10 protein-coding genes are annotated in these 16603 nt (G+C 35.3%); 4 read left to right on the top strand and 6 right to left on the bottom strand.

Translation table 11 applies throughout. The features are described from left to right. Nucleotides 1–10 precede the first annotated feature (10 nt). Complete coding sequence (locus tag ACP6L2_RS06040) at nt 11–3145, bottom strand: SusC/RagA family TonB-linked outer membrane protein (RefSeq protein ID WP_440508372.1); 3135 nt, start codon at nt 3143–3145, stop codon at nt 11–13. A 535-nt stretch (nt 3146–3680) separates the two neighbouring features. Here ACP6L2_RS06040 and ACP6L2_RS06035 point away from each other — a divergent pair. Next, nucleotides 3681–4223 carry a biliverdin-producing heme oxygenase gene (locus tag ACP6L2_RS06035; RefSeq protein ID WP_440508371.1) on the top strand — a complete coding sequence of 181 codons (543 nt, stop codon included), beginning with the start codon at nt 3681–3683 and terminating at the stop codon, nt 4221–4223. Nucleotides 4224–4285: 62 nt separating this feature from the next. Here the strand turns inward: ACP6L2_RS06035 and ACP6L2_RS06030 are convergent, their stop codons facing one another. The 4 genes from ACP6L2_RS06030 to ACP6L2_RS06015 all read right to left on the bottom strand — a co-directional run bounded on the left by ACP6L2_RS06030 (nt 4286) and on the right by ACP6L2_RS06015 (nt 9858). Beyond that, nucleotides 4286–6502 (bottom strand): ATP-binding protein, encoded by a 2217-nt coding sequence (locus ACP6L2_RS06030; protein WP_440508370.1) that lies wholly within the window; start codon nt 6500–6502, stop codon nt 4286–4288. Between the two features lie 153 nt (nt 6503–6655). Then, nucleotides 6656–7162, bottom strand: a complete 507-nt coding sequence (locus tag ACP6L2_RS06025) for a pyridoxamine 5'-phosphate oxidase family protein (protein ID WP_440508369.1) — start codon at nt 7160–7162, stop codon at nt 6656–6658. A gap of 109 nt (nt 7163–7271) precedes the next feature. Beyond that, on the bottom strand, nt 7272–8855 hold the full coding sequence (locus tag ACP6L2_RS06020) for an ATP-dependent DNA ligase (protein ID WP_440508368.1): 1584 nt from the start codon (nt 8853–8855) through the stop codon (nt 7272–7274). A gap of 1 nt (nt 8856) precedes the next feature. After that, nucleotides 8857–9858: a ligase-associated DNA damage response exonuclease gene (locus tag ACP6L2_RS06015; protein WP_440508367.1), complete on the bottom strand. Its 1002-nt coding sequence runs from the start codon at nt 9856–9858 to the stop codon at nt 8857–8859. Between the two features lie 294 nt (nt 9859–10152). Here ACP6L2_RS06015 and ACP6L2_RS06010 point away from each other — a divergent pair, with 294 nt between their 5' ends. Next, complete coding sequence (locus tag ACP6L2_RS06010) at nt 10153–12690, top strand: tetratricopeptide repeat protein (RefSeq protein ID WP_440508366.1); 2538 nt, start codon at nt 10153–10155, stop codon at nt 12688–12690. Nucleotides 12691–12961: 271 nt separating this feature from the next. Here ACP6L2_RS06010 and ACP6L2_RS06005 read toward each other — a convergent pair whose 3' ends face one another. Then, nucleotides 12962–13111 carry a hypothetical protein gene (locus ACP6L2_RS06005; protein ID WP_440508365.1) on the bottom strand — a complete coding sequence of 50 codons (150 nt, stop codon included), beginning with the start codon at nt 13109–13111 and terminating at the stop codon, nt 12962–12964. 34 nt (nt 13112–13145) lie between these two features. Here ACP6L2_RS06005 and ACP6L2_RS06000 point away from each other — a divergent pair, with 34 nt between their 5' ends. Both ACP6L2_RS06000 and ACP6L2_RS05995 read left to right on the top strand, forming a co-directional pair. Further along, nucleotides 13146–13907, top strand: a complete 762-nt coding sequence (locus ACP6L2_RS06000; protein ID WP_440508364.1) for a GLPGLI family protein — start codon at nt 13146–13148, stop codon at nt 13905–13907. Between the two features lie 6 nt (nt 13908–13913). Further along, the gene (locus ACP6L2_RS05995; RefSeq protein ID WP_440508363.1) at nt 13914–16538 is read left to right on the top strand and encodes a carboxypeptidase-like regulatory domain-containing protein; all 2625 of its coding nucleotides are present in this window, start codon (nt 13914–13916) and stop codon (nt 16536–16538) included. Nucleotides 16539–16603: the final 65 nt, after the last annotated feature.

Here is a 16603-nt window from a genome sequence, read left to right as displayed (position 1 = left end):
CGAATTTAAATTAGAACCTTGCATTAATTGTAAATCCGAAATTCCTAACTGGAGGATTGGATGTAGAATTGATGTTACCAAAGGCATTAGGGTTTGAACCTGAGAAACTGTCGAAATCAGGATCCATAAAAGTGTTTTCTTTTGGTAGCCATAGTGCTAAATTTCTTCCCACAAGAGAAATTGACACACTTTTTAATGCTTTTTGTCTGGCTGCTAACCAAGTAGTTGGAATATCATAACTTAAGGCCATTTCACGTAATCTCCATTGATTGGCACTGACAACGAAATTAGAAGCTGTGTTTCCAAATTCTCCAGTGTAATAGTTATACATTTCTTCGTTCTCTCCAATCTTGGCAGTTGTGTTTTCGATGTATTGTCCAGGGTTATTTGGATCTTCGATCACTGAGTTAGGAAGGATAAATGGCTGGCGGTCATTGTATGCTGTTGCAATAGATACCCCAGTCCAAGACATGTCAGATCCTAAACCAAAGAAAGATGCAACGTGACCTCCTTTATATTCGAATAAAGCAGATAAGTTGAAGTTCTTATAATTTACTGATGGATTTAATCCTATGATCCATTTTGGCAATGTTCTACCAAAGTTAACTGGTGTAGTAGCTGTATATGGACGACCATCAGCCGCTGATACGATAATTCTACCTTGATCATCTCGTTCGTAGTCTGTACCACGCATAACAAAAGCAGGTTGTCCTACAATTGCATAATTTGTAGCTGCAACATATCCTCCACCAACTTGAAGTTGATTAAGTTTCTGTGCTTCATAAATACTGGTCACTTCAGAGTCGTTCCAAAGGAAATTACCTCTAAAGTTGACTCCACCATCAGTAAATTTGATTAATGGAGATAAATTAAAATCGAAATCTACACCTTCACTTATAAAGGATGCGGCATTGGTATAGCTACGAGCAAATCCCGACGATTCGGAGATACTTACATCAATAATCTGATCCGAGTTGATTGAACGGAAATAAGTAGCTTCTAAAGTCAATCTATTGTTCCATAGACCGGCCTCAAAACCAGCTTCAGTAGTGTTAATACGTTCTGGTTTTAGGTTATAATTATACGTAGTGTTGTTAGCTGTTAATCCAGTGATACCGCCTAAAGGAAATCCATTTGCTTGAGCATAGGTAGCTTCAAGTGAATAAGGGCTAATATCAGAGTTTGCCGTTTTAGTCCATGCACCACGAAGTTTTAAATAGTTAAAGAACTCGGATTGCATGTCTAGTGCATCTGAAAGTACGACTGCAGCATTGACTCCAGGGTAGAAATAAGAGTTGTTTCCAGGGGCTAGGGTAGAGGTTTTATCCCATCGGCCTGTTACTTCTACATTCGCCCAGTTTTTATAATTTAAGCCAGCGCTTCCATAAACAGAGAAAAGACGTGATTTATAACCATTGGATCCACCAGTCAGATTTCCTGAACGGATGGCAATGTTTTGTAATTCTGGAATAATTAGATTATCAGTTCCTACGGAAGTCGTTCTGTATTCTTTTTGTCTAACAAACGTTCCTAAAATACCGTTGAACTTGAAGTCATCATCAATTTGCTTGGTGACATTGGCAAATAAGTCTGAAGTTAAGAATGTTTGGTTCAAGGTGTATTCTTGAAGAGCCGCTGTGATGTTGTCCTTTCCACGGCTTAGACCAAAAGCAGAAGAGGTAACACCTTCAGTAATGTATCGTTCAGCAATACCTCGGGATGTTAGACTAGCTCTATAGGTGAATTCTAACCATTCAAATGGTTTAAGTCCAAGATCAATGTTACTGATTAGGTCTTGTTTTTTTCCTAAGTTACGCCAGTTACCAATAGAGAAGTATGGGTTTAGACCATAATTGGTAAACCAATTATCATACTTCGCCCATTTGTCATTTTTATAATCTTTATAAGAGGTTACTAAAATGTGTGCAGGAGTATTGATTAATTGGCTGAATAAACCATCATTACCACCTGTACCTTGATTCGTAAAATATGTTTCTTGACCTACTTGATCGAAGATATTGTAATTCTGTTGAGTGTAATTGAAGTTAGCACCTGCTCTAAAAATCCCGTATTCGCGTTGAGCATTCATCCGGATTCCATTTCTTCTGTTTTTATCTCCAGGAACAATACCTTTGATATCGGAGTTTTCTAAACTAAGGAAGAAGTCCTTGCTGTTGATTGAAACATTTGTTTGGTTGGTGACACCCGTATCGTAAAATTTCTGGCGTTCATCTGTTCCTTCATATTTGGTAGTTTGTTGGCTGCCATCAGGTAGGGGAAGACCAATATTTGCAATGCTGCCATCAAAAGCAGGACCCCAAGACCAGTTTTCTTCGGGAATGATCATTCCGTCAGCACCATTACCAAATTGTTTCTGTAGTTCTGGGAAGAAAGATATGTTCTGCCATTGTGCAGAGTGACTGATGTTAATGGAAGTTGTCTCTGAGCCTTTTTTCGTTGTCACCAAAATAGCACCATTACGGGCATCAGGACCATAAATTGCAGCTGCAGCAGCTCCTTTAAGAACAGAAACATTATCTACATCATTCGGGTTGATAGATGATAAGTAATTTAGCTCCATCGGAACACCATCCATTACTAACAAAGGATTGTTATTTCCGGTTAATGAGCGAATACCGCGAAGGTTGATTTTAACATCCTCAAATACACCAGAGCTGGTCGTCGTCACATTTAATCCGGATACTTTACCTTGTAGTCCATTTGCAATGTTTACTGCACTGGCTTTGTTAACTGTTTTATTGTCCACCTGCTCTGCGGAATAACCTAATTCCCGCTTTTCTCTTTTAACCCCTAGGGCAGTAACAATAACTTCTTCTAATTCATTTTCCGTTAGTGAAAGAGTTACATTAAGGTTTGTTTGTGTTCCTACAGCAACACGTTTTGATCCATATCCTATTGATGTGAATACTAAAGTTGCATTGTTTCCTTGTACGGCAATGGAATAATCACCTTGATTATTTGTCTGCGTAGCGGTATTAGTACCATTTACATGAACAGATACACCCGCTAAGGCTGCACCAGTCGATGCTGATGTTACTTTACCTCTTACTTGCCGTTCTTGTGCTGTGGCTGTCCCAACGAATAGCAAGCACATCAGAATGAAGCTGAGTAATTTTTGATTCATAATTTTGTGTTTCGTGAAAAGATGTTTAGTTTATCTGTTAAATTTTTTCAATAAGTAGTAGGCTTATTGGTTTTTCATTTAATAAAGTATGGGGTCAAATATATAAAGTTTTAATAATTAATAATATTTTCAATTAGTAGGAAATAAAAAGCGAAATAGATTTTATTTATAATGATTTCCATAATAAAAGGCTTGATTTGTGAAATAATTTGCTGAAATACTAAATAGTATTTAACTACTTGTGTAATTAATAATGTTGGATAAATAGCTGTTTAAGCTAATATTTAAGAAAGGATCTAGGAGATTTATAAGGGAATCCTAAAGTTGGTCAATCAATAAATCTTTTCTATTGATTTACGGATATTTAGGTCCTTTAATTTTTTTGTAACAAGTTTGTGTGTTGTACTTGGAGTACTTTCACTATACGAGAAAATGAAATAAAACAGACAGGCATTTGAAGATATTAGTCTATCTTCGGCATTGTCAAATGACAAGATAAATCACGCTATTTATTCTATTTTGTAAAATACATACTATGCAAACTTCCTTATTTTTGAAATCAGATACATTAAAGGCTCATCAAGCTACAGAGAAATTGGTTATTAAACATATTAAAGAGATTGATACGGATAATAAGTATGGTGAGTTTTTAAAAAAGTTTTATGTTTTCCATACCAAAGTAGAAGAAGCTACTGCAGAATATTTAAATACATTGATACCACAATATCAATTCGACGCATCTTCTGTAGACATCAAAGCGGACTTGGATATTCTTGGGATTCCTACTCCAGAACAAATGGAATTCAATTTTCCTTCTATAGATAATTACGCAGATGCCCTTATAGCACAATATGTTTTAATGGGTTCCAGTTTAGGGAGACCATATATTGCGAAAATGATACAGGACAGAGGAATTGAGGGTCCCTTTAATTTTTTGAAATCAAATACAGAAGAGTCTTCGAATAGATGGACCAAATTTAAAGAGTTATTAGACGAAGAATTAGGAGAAAAAGACAAGGAACAGCTCAAAAATAAAGCAAATGAAGTTTTCAATGCAATGGGAAATCTATTTGCCTGAGATAAATTGACCCAAATTTATCATTTAAACATTGCAGGGTTAATAAATCCTCTCATTAAATCCTATTGAAAGGGGAACATGAGTTTTACAGTTGTGCCTTGATTTATTTTACTGCTAATGCTGATATCAATATCCAATTTATCAGCAATCCTTTTAACTATGGACATACCTATACCGGATCCTTCAAATCCAGTTGAATTGGACATTCTTTTAAACATTTGATAAATAGTTTCTAATTCTTTTTCGTCAATTCCAATTCCATTATCTGAAATGGTATATATAACTCCATTGTCTGTTTCTACAGAACCTATAATTACTTTTGCAGATTCGGATTTTGAAGAATATTTAATAGCATTACCAATTAGATTTAAAAATAACTGATACAACAAGGTCTTTTCTCCTTGCACGGGTAACAAGTTTTGAACTTCAATTTCTACATTATTTGAACCATATCGGTATTTACTGTTATCTATAATTTCATTTATAAAGCTTTCCGGTTCAATAGTTTCCTTTTCCATGTAGAAAGCATTGGCTTTGGAAAATTGATGTATCTTATCTAACATATTTAAAGTTATCTGAACTGACTCTAATATATTGGAACTCATTTTTTGTAATAGATTGGGACTGATTTCCTTTTTATATTGTAAGAATTCTGCCGATATTTTAATCGCAGACAAGGGGTTTTTCAGATCATGACTTATGGTATAAGCATACGTGTCCAAGGCATTGTTCATCTCAATTAATTGTGAATTCAACATCTCGATTTCCGCGGCCTTATTTAATAAGGAATCTCGAATTAACTCTCTTATCCTTGCTAAGAAGTGTAGATGTTTCAGGCTCCATTTTTTTGAAGATCCATTGACCTGTTCCTTCCATACTTCAAATGATGTTCTTGGCGAAGGAAATAATTGACCTGTCTTGTTATTTTCTTGATAATGTTTTTCTGGTTTTCCTGCCCACTCTCGATCGATTATTATTTCTTTCCTAAACCAACATATATAAAAATTCTTTAAATGATCAATTTCTATAAATGCCAAACCGGCTATATCTTTTTCAAAGGTTTCATTTATTTCAGGTACTTTAAAAAGCTCATGTGTTGTAAAAACATGATTATTTGCTAATTGATTTAGACGGTTGAATTGTGATCTAAGTATTTCTTTATTTGGGAATAAACCTTCCTGATAAATGGAATCATCATAACTGATCGCTATTCCATCAGCATTTAATTTTTTCATTAATTCCGTAGAGAAGGTTTTCAATTCAAGGAAAATATTTGATTTCAATAATAACTTTTCCTTTAATTGTAATTCGAGCGTTTGAACTTCATTCAAATAGGACATTTCTTCTCTATCCTCTAACTGCTGATGCTTGTTTGCAGCGAAGTTACAGGTCATCAAAGCAAAGTTTCGAATTGCCAAATCGATATGTTTGGGCGATTCATGTTGACAGCACAGCAATCCCCAGAGTTCTCCTCTAATGATGATGGAAAAACTAATGCTTGACCTAAATCCTGCATTCTTCAAATATTGTAGATGGATTGGTGATAACCTTCTAATAGAAACCTCTTGAAGATTGATGTTTTCATTCGACTCTGAAATTATCTTTGAACCTGATTCATCGGTGTCAACTATAAATCTACAATGTTTTGTTTTATATAATTCTCTGGCCTGCTTTGGAATATCAAATTCTGGATAGTTTAAACCTAAATAAGAATCTAATTTCGCACTCATTAAAGTCTCAGCAATAACGACGCCACTACTGTCCTCATTAAACTGGTAAACCATCACTCGGTCAACTTCTAAGTTTTTAGAAATTATTTCTGTTAATATCTTCCAGACGTCTTGTTCTTCATTTTGAAGATTGATTAGCTTATTGTTAATGATATTAGTTTTACTAAAATCAGTGCTAATGCAGTATTCAAATTCTAAATAGACTTTTTCTTTTTCATTTGATATGCTGAGATAGTATGTTTTTCCATTTAATGTGATAAGTTGAGTTGACCGTTTATACTCTTGACTAGCACTAATCTCATTGAAAAGGTTATGGAGTACCTTTTCGTCATTGGTTAAAGGGAAGATGACCTGAGCGACATTCTTATTTAGAATTGAGGAATAGCTAATCGTTGAAATGTATTCACTTATATTATCACTGACAGCCTCAATTTGACCATCCTTATTGGAGATGATTAGAAAACCTACGTTTTGTATAGTTCCGAGAAATTGAATTTGCTCGTCTTCACAGTTAATTTTATCCATTTTTGGTTTGTCAGTGTGTTTCATAGGAAAGTAATTTAAGGCGTTCTTAAAGCTTTCCGATGTGCTGCAAAATAGATAGAATAATTTGAATAATTCCGATAAATAGAAATTAATATAAAATATAAAAGGCTATTCTTAATTATTGGAATAGCCTTAATCTATAATCTGTTTTAAGAATTATAGTTCCAAATCTCCCTCGTTTCCTACATCTTCCTTACTGCCGGTTACTATTTTTTTAATCATGCCAAACAACATGGTAATTTTATTTGAACCACTATCCCAATAATGCGCCTCCTCAGGATTTACTTTTAGAATGCGAATATTCGGGTCTGTTTTTCCCTTTTCAAACCAACCTTCCATCATTTTGTTCCAATATTTATCAATACGTTCTTGATCCCGGGATAGGCTAGCAGTGCCATTGACGCTCAAGAATGTATAATTCTTAGGGTCAGCGTAGAAAACCGAAATCTTATTATCTTTTTCTAAATTTTTAAAGGTTTCACTTTCTGCAGATAAAATGTACCATACATTGCTGTCTTCTTCCACCTCTTGACGACTCATAGGAACTCCATGGGGATAAGGAGAATCTGCATTAAAGCTACAAATTGTTCCAATGTCAATTTGATCTATAATAGCTTTAAATTTTTCTTGTGCTTCTTTGTTTTTGATATTTTTCTCTGCCATAGTTATGTCTTTTATAGGGAACAATCAAATAATATGGAATGTTTAGAATAATGTAATTCGTTCAATAAATGCGATTTCCTCAGCTATTAATATCGTTTTATGTAAAGCGTTATTGAATAATTAGTTTTTTTATTTCTTGAATGTCATCAATTTCTGAAGGACTTTTATCCCGACGCCATCGCACTATCCTTGGAAACCTGAGAGCTACTCCAGATTTATGTCTATTACTAAGTGCTATTCCTTCAAATGCGATTTCAAATACAAGTTCTGGTTTAACCGTTCTTACGGGCCCGAATTTCTCTAAAGAGTTTTCACGGACAAATTTACTTACCTCAGCTATCTCGCTATTGTTAAGACCAGAATAAGCCTTAGCAATAGTTACTAGTTTATCCCCATCTTTCACCGCAAAAGTATAATCGGTATAATGTCCACTTCTCCGTCCACTACCGCGTTGAGCATATATTAAAACAGCATCTATGGTCATTGGGTCTATTTTCCATTTCCACCAATAACCTTTTTTACGTCCAACCTGATAAGCAGAATCTTTAGCCTTTAACATTAATCCTTCCGCATTTATTTCTGCAGATTTTTCTCGAATTTCTTTTAGCGTTTCCCAATCTCCAACAATAATTTCTTGAGAAGGAATGAATTTCTCTGAATTAATTTCTTTCAAAAGCTGAAGCAATTTTTCTCTTCTTTCTCTGAGGGGTAAGGTTCTGAGATCTTCCCGATTATCCTCCAAGATATCAAATGCAATAAACCGAATTGGCACTTCTTCCAAAAGTGTTTTACTGATGTTTTTTCGGTTTAACCTTCGCTGCAATTGATTGAAATTCATAACCCCAGATAGGTTGTAAGGAACAATTTCACCATCAATAACAAATTCCCTCTCCAATTCTTCGAATTCATTTAAAAGCTCAGGAAATTGTTCATTTACCATTTCTTCTCCTCTTGACCAGATAAACAATTCCCCAGATCGAAAAATAATCTGCCCACGGATGCCATCCCATTTGTATTCTATTTGCCAATTTTCAGGTTTTCCTAAACTTTCCAATTCATCATTAAGCGGATTTGCTAGGCAAAAGGGATAAGGAGCTGATAAATTATGATTAATATGCACTCCTTTTATAAAATCCTCAAAGCTGATTTCATTTGGATCCCATTCCGACATTAAACTATGGGCTACTAAATTTGAATCCACTTGATAATAATTAGCAAAAGCATTGATCAAAGTTTTGGAGGAAATGCCAATGCGGAAACTACTGCCTAATAATTTATTGAATACAAAACGTTCCACTTGACCTAACTGTGCCCAAGATTCTTTGATATAAGCCTGAACCTCCGTATCATTTTTATGTTGCAAGGAGATGATTTCTTGCATCCAAGTATTTAGTGGTTTATCAATCGTACGAGTGGCAGGAGGAATAATAAGTGAAATCGTCTCAGCTAGATCTCCAACGGCCGTATAACTTTCTTGGAACAGCCATTCGGGTATTTGGCTAATTTGTGCTGCCCATTCTCGCATAGCTGAGGTCTTAACAGATCGCCTAGGACGTTTTCCAGTAAATAACAGCATAAACCAATACTTGTCCAATTCAGACGATTCATTCAAAAAAGTTTCAATTGCAGTTATTTTGCTGTTGGTCTTATTTGTGCTGTCAAGCGCATTAATCAATTTTGCTAATACCTTCATTTTATTGAATTAAGGTTTCATCAATTTCCTCTTCTACACCAAATTCTGTTTTAATCTCCTCAGCTTGAATGCCAAGCTCTCGGAGGTACCTAGAAAACTCGGCTTTAAAACCATGCGTAACATAGACTTTTTCAGCCTGGGATTCTCGAACTGCTGTAAGTAATCCTTGCCAATCTGCATGATCACTAATTGCAAATCCAGCATCGGCAGAACGCCATCGCCTAGCACCACGCACTTGCATCCAGCCTGAGCAAATGGCTGTATAAGATTTGGGGATACTCTTGAGCATATTCGAACCAAAAAGGGAAGGAGGGACAATGATAATCCCCGAATTAAAGTTCTTGGGTTTATTGTTGAAATCAATGTCTTTATAAGCTGGTAATTCGATGCCTGAAGTAGTGAAGGCTTGGTTTATACGCGATATAGCATAATGTACATATAGATCACCAAGGCCATCCAACGCTTTCATAATCCTTTGTGCTTTTCCAAGAGCATAACCAATGAGAATGGAAGTAATTCCTTCTCTCTGATTGTTTTGAACCCAATCTCGTAAATTTTGATTAATCTGTTCAACCGTAAGCCAATTGTAAATGGGAAGTCCAAAGGTACTTTCTGAAATTAGTTCATGGCATTTTATAGGTTCAAATGCCGTGGATAGTCCATCGTTTTGTAATTTATAATCTCCAGTTACCACTGTGACTTTTCCTTTGTATTCCATCCTAATCTGGGCCGAACCAATAATATGTCCAGCTGGGTGTAAAGAAACCTTAACACCATTTATTGTCAATTCTTGATTGTAATCAACTGCCTGCACTTTGATGTCTATGCCCAATCGTAATCTCAAGATCGGTTCTGTAAGCTTATGGCACAAGTAGTTTTTCATCCCGACACGTGCATGATCTGCATGTGCATGGGTGATAATGGCAAAGTCAACAGGTAACCAAGGATCTATATAAAATTTCCCAGGTTCACAGTAAATACCCTCTTTTCTGAATGTTAACATCGTTTTTCTATAGTCTTCTCTGTTAGAACATGAAGAAGGTCAAATTGTTCCTGTGTAAAGAGGAAGATTTACGAAATGTTGGGTTTGATCAAATATATATACCCATTTCGATTAAAACCATGGTAATTGTTAATTTTCGGATAGGAGGCATTGGCTTTTCCATTTATTGCAAAATTCAGTAATTATGGCTAGGATTTTGTTAGTATTGATATTGCTTGTTAAAGGGTCTTACACTACTTATTATGCTTCCTTTAGCATGATTATCTATAGAAAAGCTTTGAAATAGAGAAAGAAATGAAACAACAACATAGATTCAACTATAATCATCTAAAACATATACTAACCGGAGGTTTATCACTTTTATTAGTTACGGGATATGCTCAGGAAGTGAAAAAACAGCCTGTGGAGAAGGCTAAGCCTACGCAACCAACAGCTGAATCACAATCTGGCGTTATGGATTCTATTGAAATTGTTCGAGAGTATCGCCCTGTTTTAGCAGATGCGGTAAAGGTTCGACGTAGCCCAGATATGAAGATTGATAGAAAGGCTTTAGAATTAGAACTTCGCCAGATAGCGGCAAGTATGTATTATTCAAAAAACGTCTTTAAAGAGCCTTATCATAGTCCATTACCTCAACGCTATCCCAATTCATTGGCCAGTAATATCGATAACAACAGAATCGGTATTTTGGCTTATTTAGCTGGTGAAAACCCAAGGGCAACCTCTATTTTGCAACAAGTAAAACCATTAGATGCTTTCTATCAAAGCGCTTTGATCGCATTAGGACGTATTGCTATTAAAAATGGCGATAAACCAGCTGCAAGAAATTTATTTTTTAAAGCTTCTTCTCTCAATTACGATGAGGAATTGAAATCAGATGCTCTATATAACTATGCCAAAACCTTATTTGAACTTGATTCCCTACAAGCTTCGTTGAAGCCACTTCAGGAGTTCATCATCATGAAAAATAAGGACCTGGTTGATGATGCTAATAATGCAGAGACTACAGAGTCCAGAATGGCTAAAGTTTTAGCTGGTTCGAGTAATTTTCAAGTAGGGGTGTATTTATTAGAATCCTTCAATAATAAAGATCAAAAGGCTGAACAGGTATATCAAAGGATTACCTATTACCGTGGCTTGGAGTTCTATAATGAACGAGCATTTGAAAATAGTATTTCCATGTTCATGCGATCGGAGAAATATCAGTATGATCCGGAGATGGCCGCTTTAGCGACTTATTGGAAAGCGGAGGCCATGTATGAAGTTCGTAAGTATGGTGAAGCAGTAGATAACTTTACCCGATTCCTTCAGATGCCTGCAGCGAAAAACACCTCAGTTTACAATTATGCGAATTATGCCTTGGCATATGCAGCATTCCGTATTAATAAGTATAGCCTAGCAGCAAATTATTTTGAACGTTTTTTAGCATCGGAGGAAGGTTCTTCCGATAAAAATATTCGATATGATGTGTTAGCTCGTTTAGGAGATTCCTATCTATCTATGCGCGATTACGGAAGAGCAAATGATTATTATGATCAGCTGATTAGTGCAAAAGCACCTAATCAAGATTACGCCTTATTTCAGCACGGAATTATACAGGGACTACAAGGTGACAATGAGGCTAAGCGCAATACCTTGAAGTCAGTTGTACAGAAATTTCCAAAGTCAAACTATGCGGATGATGTAGCCTTTGAGATCCCTTATATCTCTTTTGTAAAAGGAGATTACGATGAAGCCATAGATGGATTGCAAAAGATGATTAAGCAATATCCGCGCAGTAGTTATGTGCCTAGAGCATTAATGACGATTGGACTTGTGCAGTACAATAAAAATGACACCGAAGCCGCCAAAGCTACCTTTGAAAGGGTGATTAAAGAGTATCCTACCACAGGAGAGGCTTCTCAAGCATTACATTCCATCGAGAGTATCTACCTGGATCAAGGAGACGCTACAAGCTACATTCAGTTTGCTACCAGTAGCAACATTAAAGACTTAAGTGAGGCGGAGCAGGATAACCTAGCTTTTCAGGCAGGCTTTACCTTGTTTTCAAGAGGTAGATATGGTCCTGCAGCAGAGGCTATCGATGCTTATTTTGATAAATTCCCAAAACCTAGAAAAGAAAAACACGCTCGATTTATCCGTGGGGTGAGTTTATACCATACTGGAAGACCAGAGGAAGCCTTGCATGACCTGAATATCATCTTGAACGATTGGACAAGTCCATACACAGAGCAAACCCTGGTTACTGTAGCGGCCTTGTATCTTAGCTTAAAAGAATACAATGAGGCAATTGTCCACCTCAAAAAGTTAGAGCTTAATACAGACTTCAAAAATAACTATGGTTATGCTGTTACTAATTTGATGATTTGTTATTATGAAATTGGTGATTTTGAGCAGATGGATAAGTATGTGAAATTAGTTAAGGAATACAAAGGAGCCACTGATCAAGAAATAGCTACAGCACATTTATACAGTGCGAAGGCCTTGCAACAGAAAAAGAGTGTCACGGCTGCAACAAAAGAACTCAATCTGGCGGCCCTGAAAAGCAAGTCTGCCGCTAGTGCAGAAGCAAGGTACTTATTGGGGCTAATGCAATATAACAGTAAACAATACGATAAAGCTCAGGAATCTGCCTTTGATGTGGTAAATAATATGGAGGAACAAGATTATTGGGTAGCGAAGAGTTTTCTGTTGCTGGCAGATACTTATGCTCGAAAAGGGGATAAGGCTCAAGCGAAAAGTACATTAGAAAGTATCCTTGAAAATTATGAAGGAGATGATGATATTATCCCTGGTGCTAAAGATCGTTTGCAAAAACTGAAAGGTAAGTAATAAAGGGGGGGGAGATTGAAACGCACTTTCTGATTTTTGTGGCTAGCTTATACTAAATAAGACTATATGGAAGTCTGTGAGTTCTACGGAGCTATGAAGACTTTTTATAAAAAGGGGGTCATATCAGAAATTCTTATTAACCTTAATTTCAAAAATTATTTTATTATAGGTTTATTTACAATATTATTTCATATTTTTATCTTATAATTATAAATAAGTAATAATTTATTTAATTATAACATTGTAATTGTTTTCTCGAATATTTCTGATCTTAAAATGTTTCGGCTATCTTTTGATGGGAACTATTGGGGTTAATAGCATGATTTTCCAATAAAAACCTTAAAAATATGAAATCATTTTTTGCTGTACTTTTTACTGTATTTTTTTGTCCAACGTCAATACCACCTATAGATTTTAACATAAAGGAGGAGGTTTTGTATAGAGCTTATTATAACTTGGAGCATATCCGAGATAAATCAAAGCCAAAGGAAGTCTACAAAGAAACCATGATGCTGTTAGTTGGTGAAGGTCACTCCAAATTTGTAAGTTATGATAAGATTAAAACCCATAATACAAATCATGAAATGATAATTGCGCAGTTGAATAGTGGAATCACGAATTTTACAGGGTTAACTGGAAGAACTGTCACCATAGAAGAGTTTATCATATCCTATAATGCGGACGATATTCTTATCGATGATTACCTTGGAAGGCACTATATGTATCAAGATGAATTAGAACCCATTACTTGGGATTTGCTGGATAGTGTGAAGAACATCTCTGGAAAAAGATGTCATTTAGCCAGTACATCATATCAAGGACGAAAATGGTTCGCTTGGTACAATTCAGAAATAGCCATACCTGCAGGACCATGGTTGCTTCGGGGTTTGCCTGGATTAATCATGGAAGCTTACGATCAGAATAAGGAAGTCAAATTTTCATTTCAAGGAATGGAAATTGGAAATGCGATAAATGAAGTATTGCAAAAAAGGAAAGGTTATCAATTTATTGAGATTGATAACTTTTGGGAACCCATTAAAATATCAAAGGACGAATTTCAAAAACGAAAATCCTTAGCATTAAGTGATTTGAAGGCCTATAGGATTCAATACGATAATCCTTTGGTGCAGAGTCACGGGGGAGGATATGATTATGGCGTTGGTCATCCAAATTCGTGGACTAAGCAGATCTCTAATCCCATTTCCTTAAAAAAATAGGGATTTATGAAGAAGTTCTTTTATTTGATCTTCTTTATAATTCTTTCAATTCCAGTTTTTGGTCAGCTTAAGGTGGAAGGTCAGATTTGGAATGAAAAAAATGAACCGGTAATTGGAGCAAGTATATCGGTGAAAAGAGAAAACAAAATTCTCGGGTTTACTAGAACTGATCAAGCGGGGAAGTATAAAATAAGTTTAAATCAAGCGGAGGATGTTGATCAATTAATTTTGGAGTTTAACCACATTTCATATCAAAAAAAATCCATCCCAATAAATGCAAACCAGCAGGTTTATAATTTCACAGTTTCTGAAAAAACACAACAGATTCAGGAAGTTATAGGGAAAATCCCTCCAGTTTATGAAAAGTCTGATACCTTGGTTTACCGAGTTCAACAATTTGCAGATTCAATCGATCGAAGTATAGGAGATGTCCTTTCTCGCATGCCTGGGTTTGAAGTTTCATCTTCGGGAAAAATAACCTACAATGGCCAAGATATTTCGCAATTTTTAATTGATGGAGAAGATGTACTTGGTAGTCGCTATGGAGTCGGGACTAAGCAAATCCCGAAAGAGATCATAACAGCAATTGAAGTTTATCGAAATCACCAGCCTATTCGCGCTTTAAAAAACAAGTTACATTCCACAGATGTAGCACTCAATTTGAAAGTGAAAGAAGGTATGAAATCACATTGGATGGGTGAAGTAAAGGCAGGTTTAGGAATTCCTAAGCAATTTTTAGTAGAAACGAACACCATACAGTTCAACGATAAATTCAAAACGCTAAATTCTTTACTAGTCGATAACAGCGGAAGAGATTTGTCCTATGGTTATGCTGATCATGCAAACCAATGGGGAATGCTGGATGAAAGATTTAATTTGCAAACAGGTTTGATATCGCCAATTTTTCTACCGAAAAGTAATTTTTATAAGAATTTCAATACGACCTTGTTAAGTAATTACTTTAGGCAATTGAAGGATGATTGGTCAATTAGGCTTAACCTAGGGGTATTTTATGAAAAAAACCATTCCTCTAATTTTATAAGGCAGGAATATACGCTTACTGATCAGCAGTTGATAAATCAAGAATTTAGCGATTTGATCTATAAACCTTTAAAGATTGATTGGCAGGCAAACCTCTTAAAGAATACGGATGTTCGGTTTTTTAAAAATGAACTAAAATTAAGCTGGAGAATACACCAGATAACCGACCTCATTCAATCACCTAATCTGCAATTAAAAGATAGTTTAAGACAGGGGGGAATTCACTTTTCAAATGAGTTCACTTATATTCCAAACAATAATAAGAACTTTTGGAAAGTTACCATGCTTACGAAAGCTAGTCAACTTCCGGAACGATCTATGATTTGGCCAGACCAACCTTTAACCGTATTACCGATGGTCTCGCATGTTTTAGGTATAAGGCAGGATTTTAAAAAGAATCATGTTGAGAACCAATTAATGGTAGATTACCAATTAAAAGATTGGAAAAATCTGAAGCAATCTTACGGTATATCTTCTAGGATAACATACAATACGCTGAATTCTAATACTAATTTCGATAAAGAGCTTACTGAACCATCACCATTGGAGTTTAAAAATGAACTAGCCTGGAGTCAATATGCTATTGCCGTACAGCCCAGTTATTTCTGGGATAAACCGAATTGGAAAATAACTTTAAAAATACCATTTGGTTTGCAATCCATATCTTATAAGGACGATGGTTTTGCATTAAAAAAGCTAAAGCAAAACTTGTTGTTTAATCCTAAAATGGATTTTCAAGTGAATATCGCGTCAACACAAAAGATTAATGGGCAGATTTGGTTGAATGAAACTTTTGGAGAAATAACAGATATTTACCAGGGCTATATACTTTCTGATTTCAGGACCATTAGACGATCAAATGGTATTTTGCCAAATTCTAAATTGCAGAATTATTATATCAGCTATCAGATCGAAATGCCAGGTCCGATGTTGTTTCTGAATATGAGGTATAATTTCACAAGAGAAAGAAGAAACCTCATGATCCAGGTGAATATTGAGCAGGATAATACTCAAATTAATTATATAGACCGGGCTAATTATGCTTTAAGACACGAGTTAAATGCTAAGCTTAGTAAGTTTATTCATCTGATCAAAGCATCTTCATCCCTAGAAGTTAATTATTCAGAAGCTATGAACCAACAATTGTTCAATGAAGATGAAAAGGAATTTTTAAATAAGAATTGGCGAACTAAAATTAATTTTAATGGCATAATTAGTAAGGTTCAGTGGTCTGCTTCTAGTTCTTTCGATTATATCCGAACAGAAGATGGTTTAAGAAACTTCTCAAAGCAAGCTAAAGTTGTTACGAACAGTTTGTCCTTAAGCCATTCCTATAAATCCAGGCTTTTTACCACTGTCAATGGATTTAGTAACCATTTAATAGATTTGCAAAATAAACTAGATTATTACAATTTAAACTTCAATTTAAGATATAAAGGTGCCAAGAAATTTGAATATGAATTCACGGTTTCTAATATCGTAAATCAAAATAATTATGAAATTCCATATAGTATTCCAGGAATATTAATTCATCAAGGTTATCGAATTCGAGGTAGAAACGCCATGTTTCAAGTCTCGTATAAGTTTTAAAGTGGGAAGGTTAAATGCTGAGGGAATAATAAGTATTAAAATTGATGGATAATTATTATGAAATT

The organism is Sphingobacterium lactis (assembly GCF_051951495.1).
Classification (GTDB): domain Bacteria; phylum Bacteroidota; class Bacteroidia; order Sphingobacteriales; family Sphingobacteriaceae; genus Sphingobacterium; species Sphingobacterium lactis_A.
Note: the sequence above shows the minus strand (reverse complement) of the source record. Positions and strands in the feature narration are given on the sequence as shown.

Excerpts from the sequence above, each read along its gene's own strand:
- ACP6L2_RS06040 (WP_440508372.1), bottom strand. The coding sequence starts at position 3,145 with ATGAATCAAAAATTACTCAGCTTCATTCTGATGTGCTTGCTATTCGTT.
- ACP6L2_RS06035 (WP_440508371.1), top strand. The coding sequence starts at position 3,681 with ATGCAAACTTCCTTATTTTTGAAATCAGATACATTAAAGGCTCATCAA.
- ACP6L2_RS06030 (WP_440508370.1), bottom strand. The coding sequence starts at position 6,502 with ATGAAACACACTGACAAACCAAAAATGGATAAAATTAACTGTGAAGAC.
- ACP6L2_RS06025 (WP_440508369.1), bottom strand. The coding sequence starts at position 7,162 with ATGGCAGAGAAAAATATCAAAAACAAAGAAGCACAAGAAAAATTTAAA.
- ACP6L2_RS06020 (WP_440508368.1), bottom strand. The coding sequence starts at position 8,855 with ATGAAGGTATTAGCAAAATTGATTAATGCGCTTGACAGCACAAATAAG.
- ACP6L2_RS06015 (WP_440508367.1), bottom strand. The coding sequence starts at position 9,858 with ATGTTAACATTCAGAAAAGAGGGTATTTACTGTGAACCTGGGAAATTT.
- ACP6L2_RS06010 (WP_440508366.1), top strand. The coding sequence starts at position 10,153 with ATGAAACAACAACATAGATTCAACTATAATCATCTAAAACATATACTA.
- ACP6L2_RS06005 (WP_440508365.1), bottom strand. The coding sequence starts at position 13,111 with ATGTTAAAATCTATAGGTGGTATTGACGTTGGACAAAAAAATACAGTA.
- ACP6L2_RS05995 (WP_440508363.1), top strand. The coding sequence starts at position 13,914 with ATGAAGAAGTTCTTTTATTTGATCTTCTTTATAATTCTTTCAATTCCA.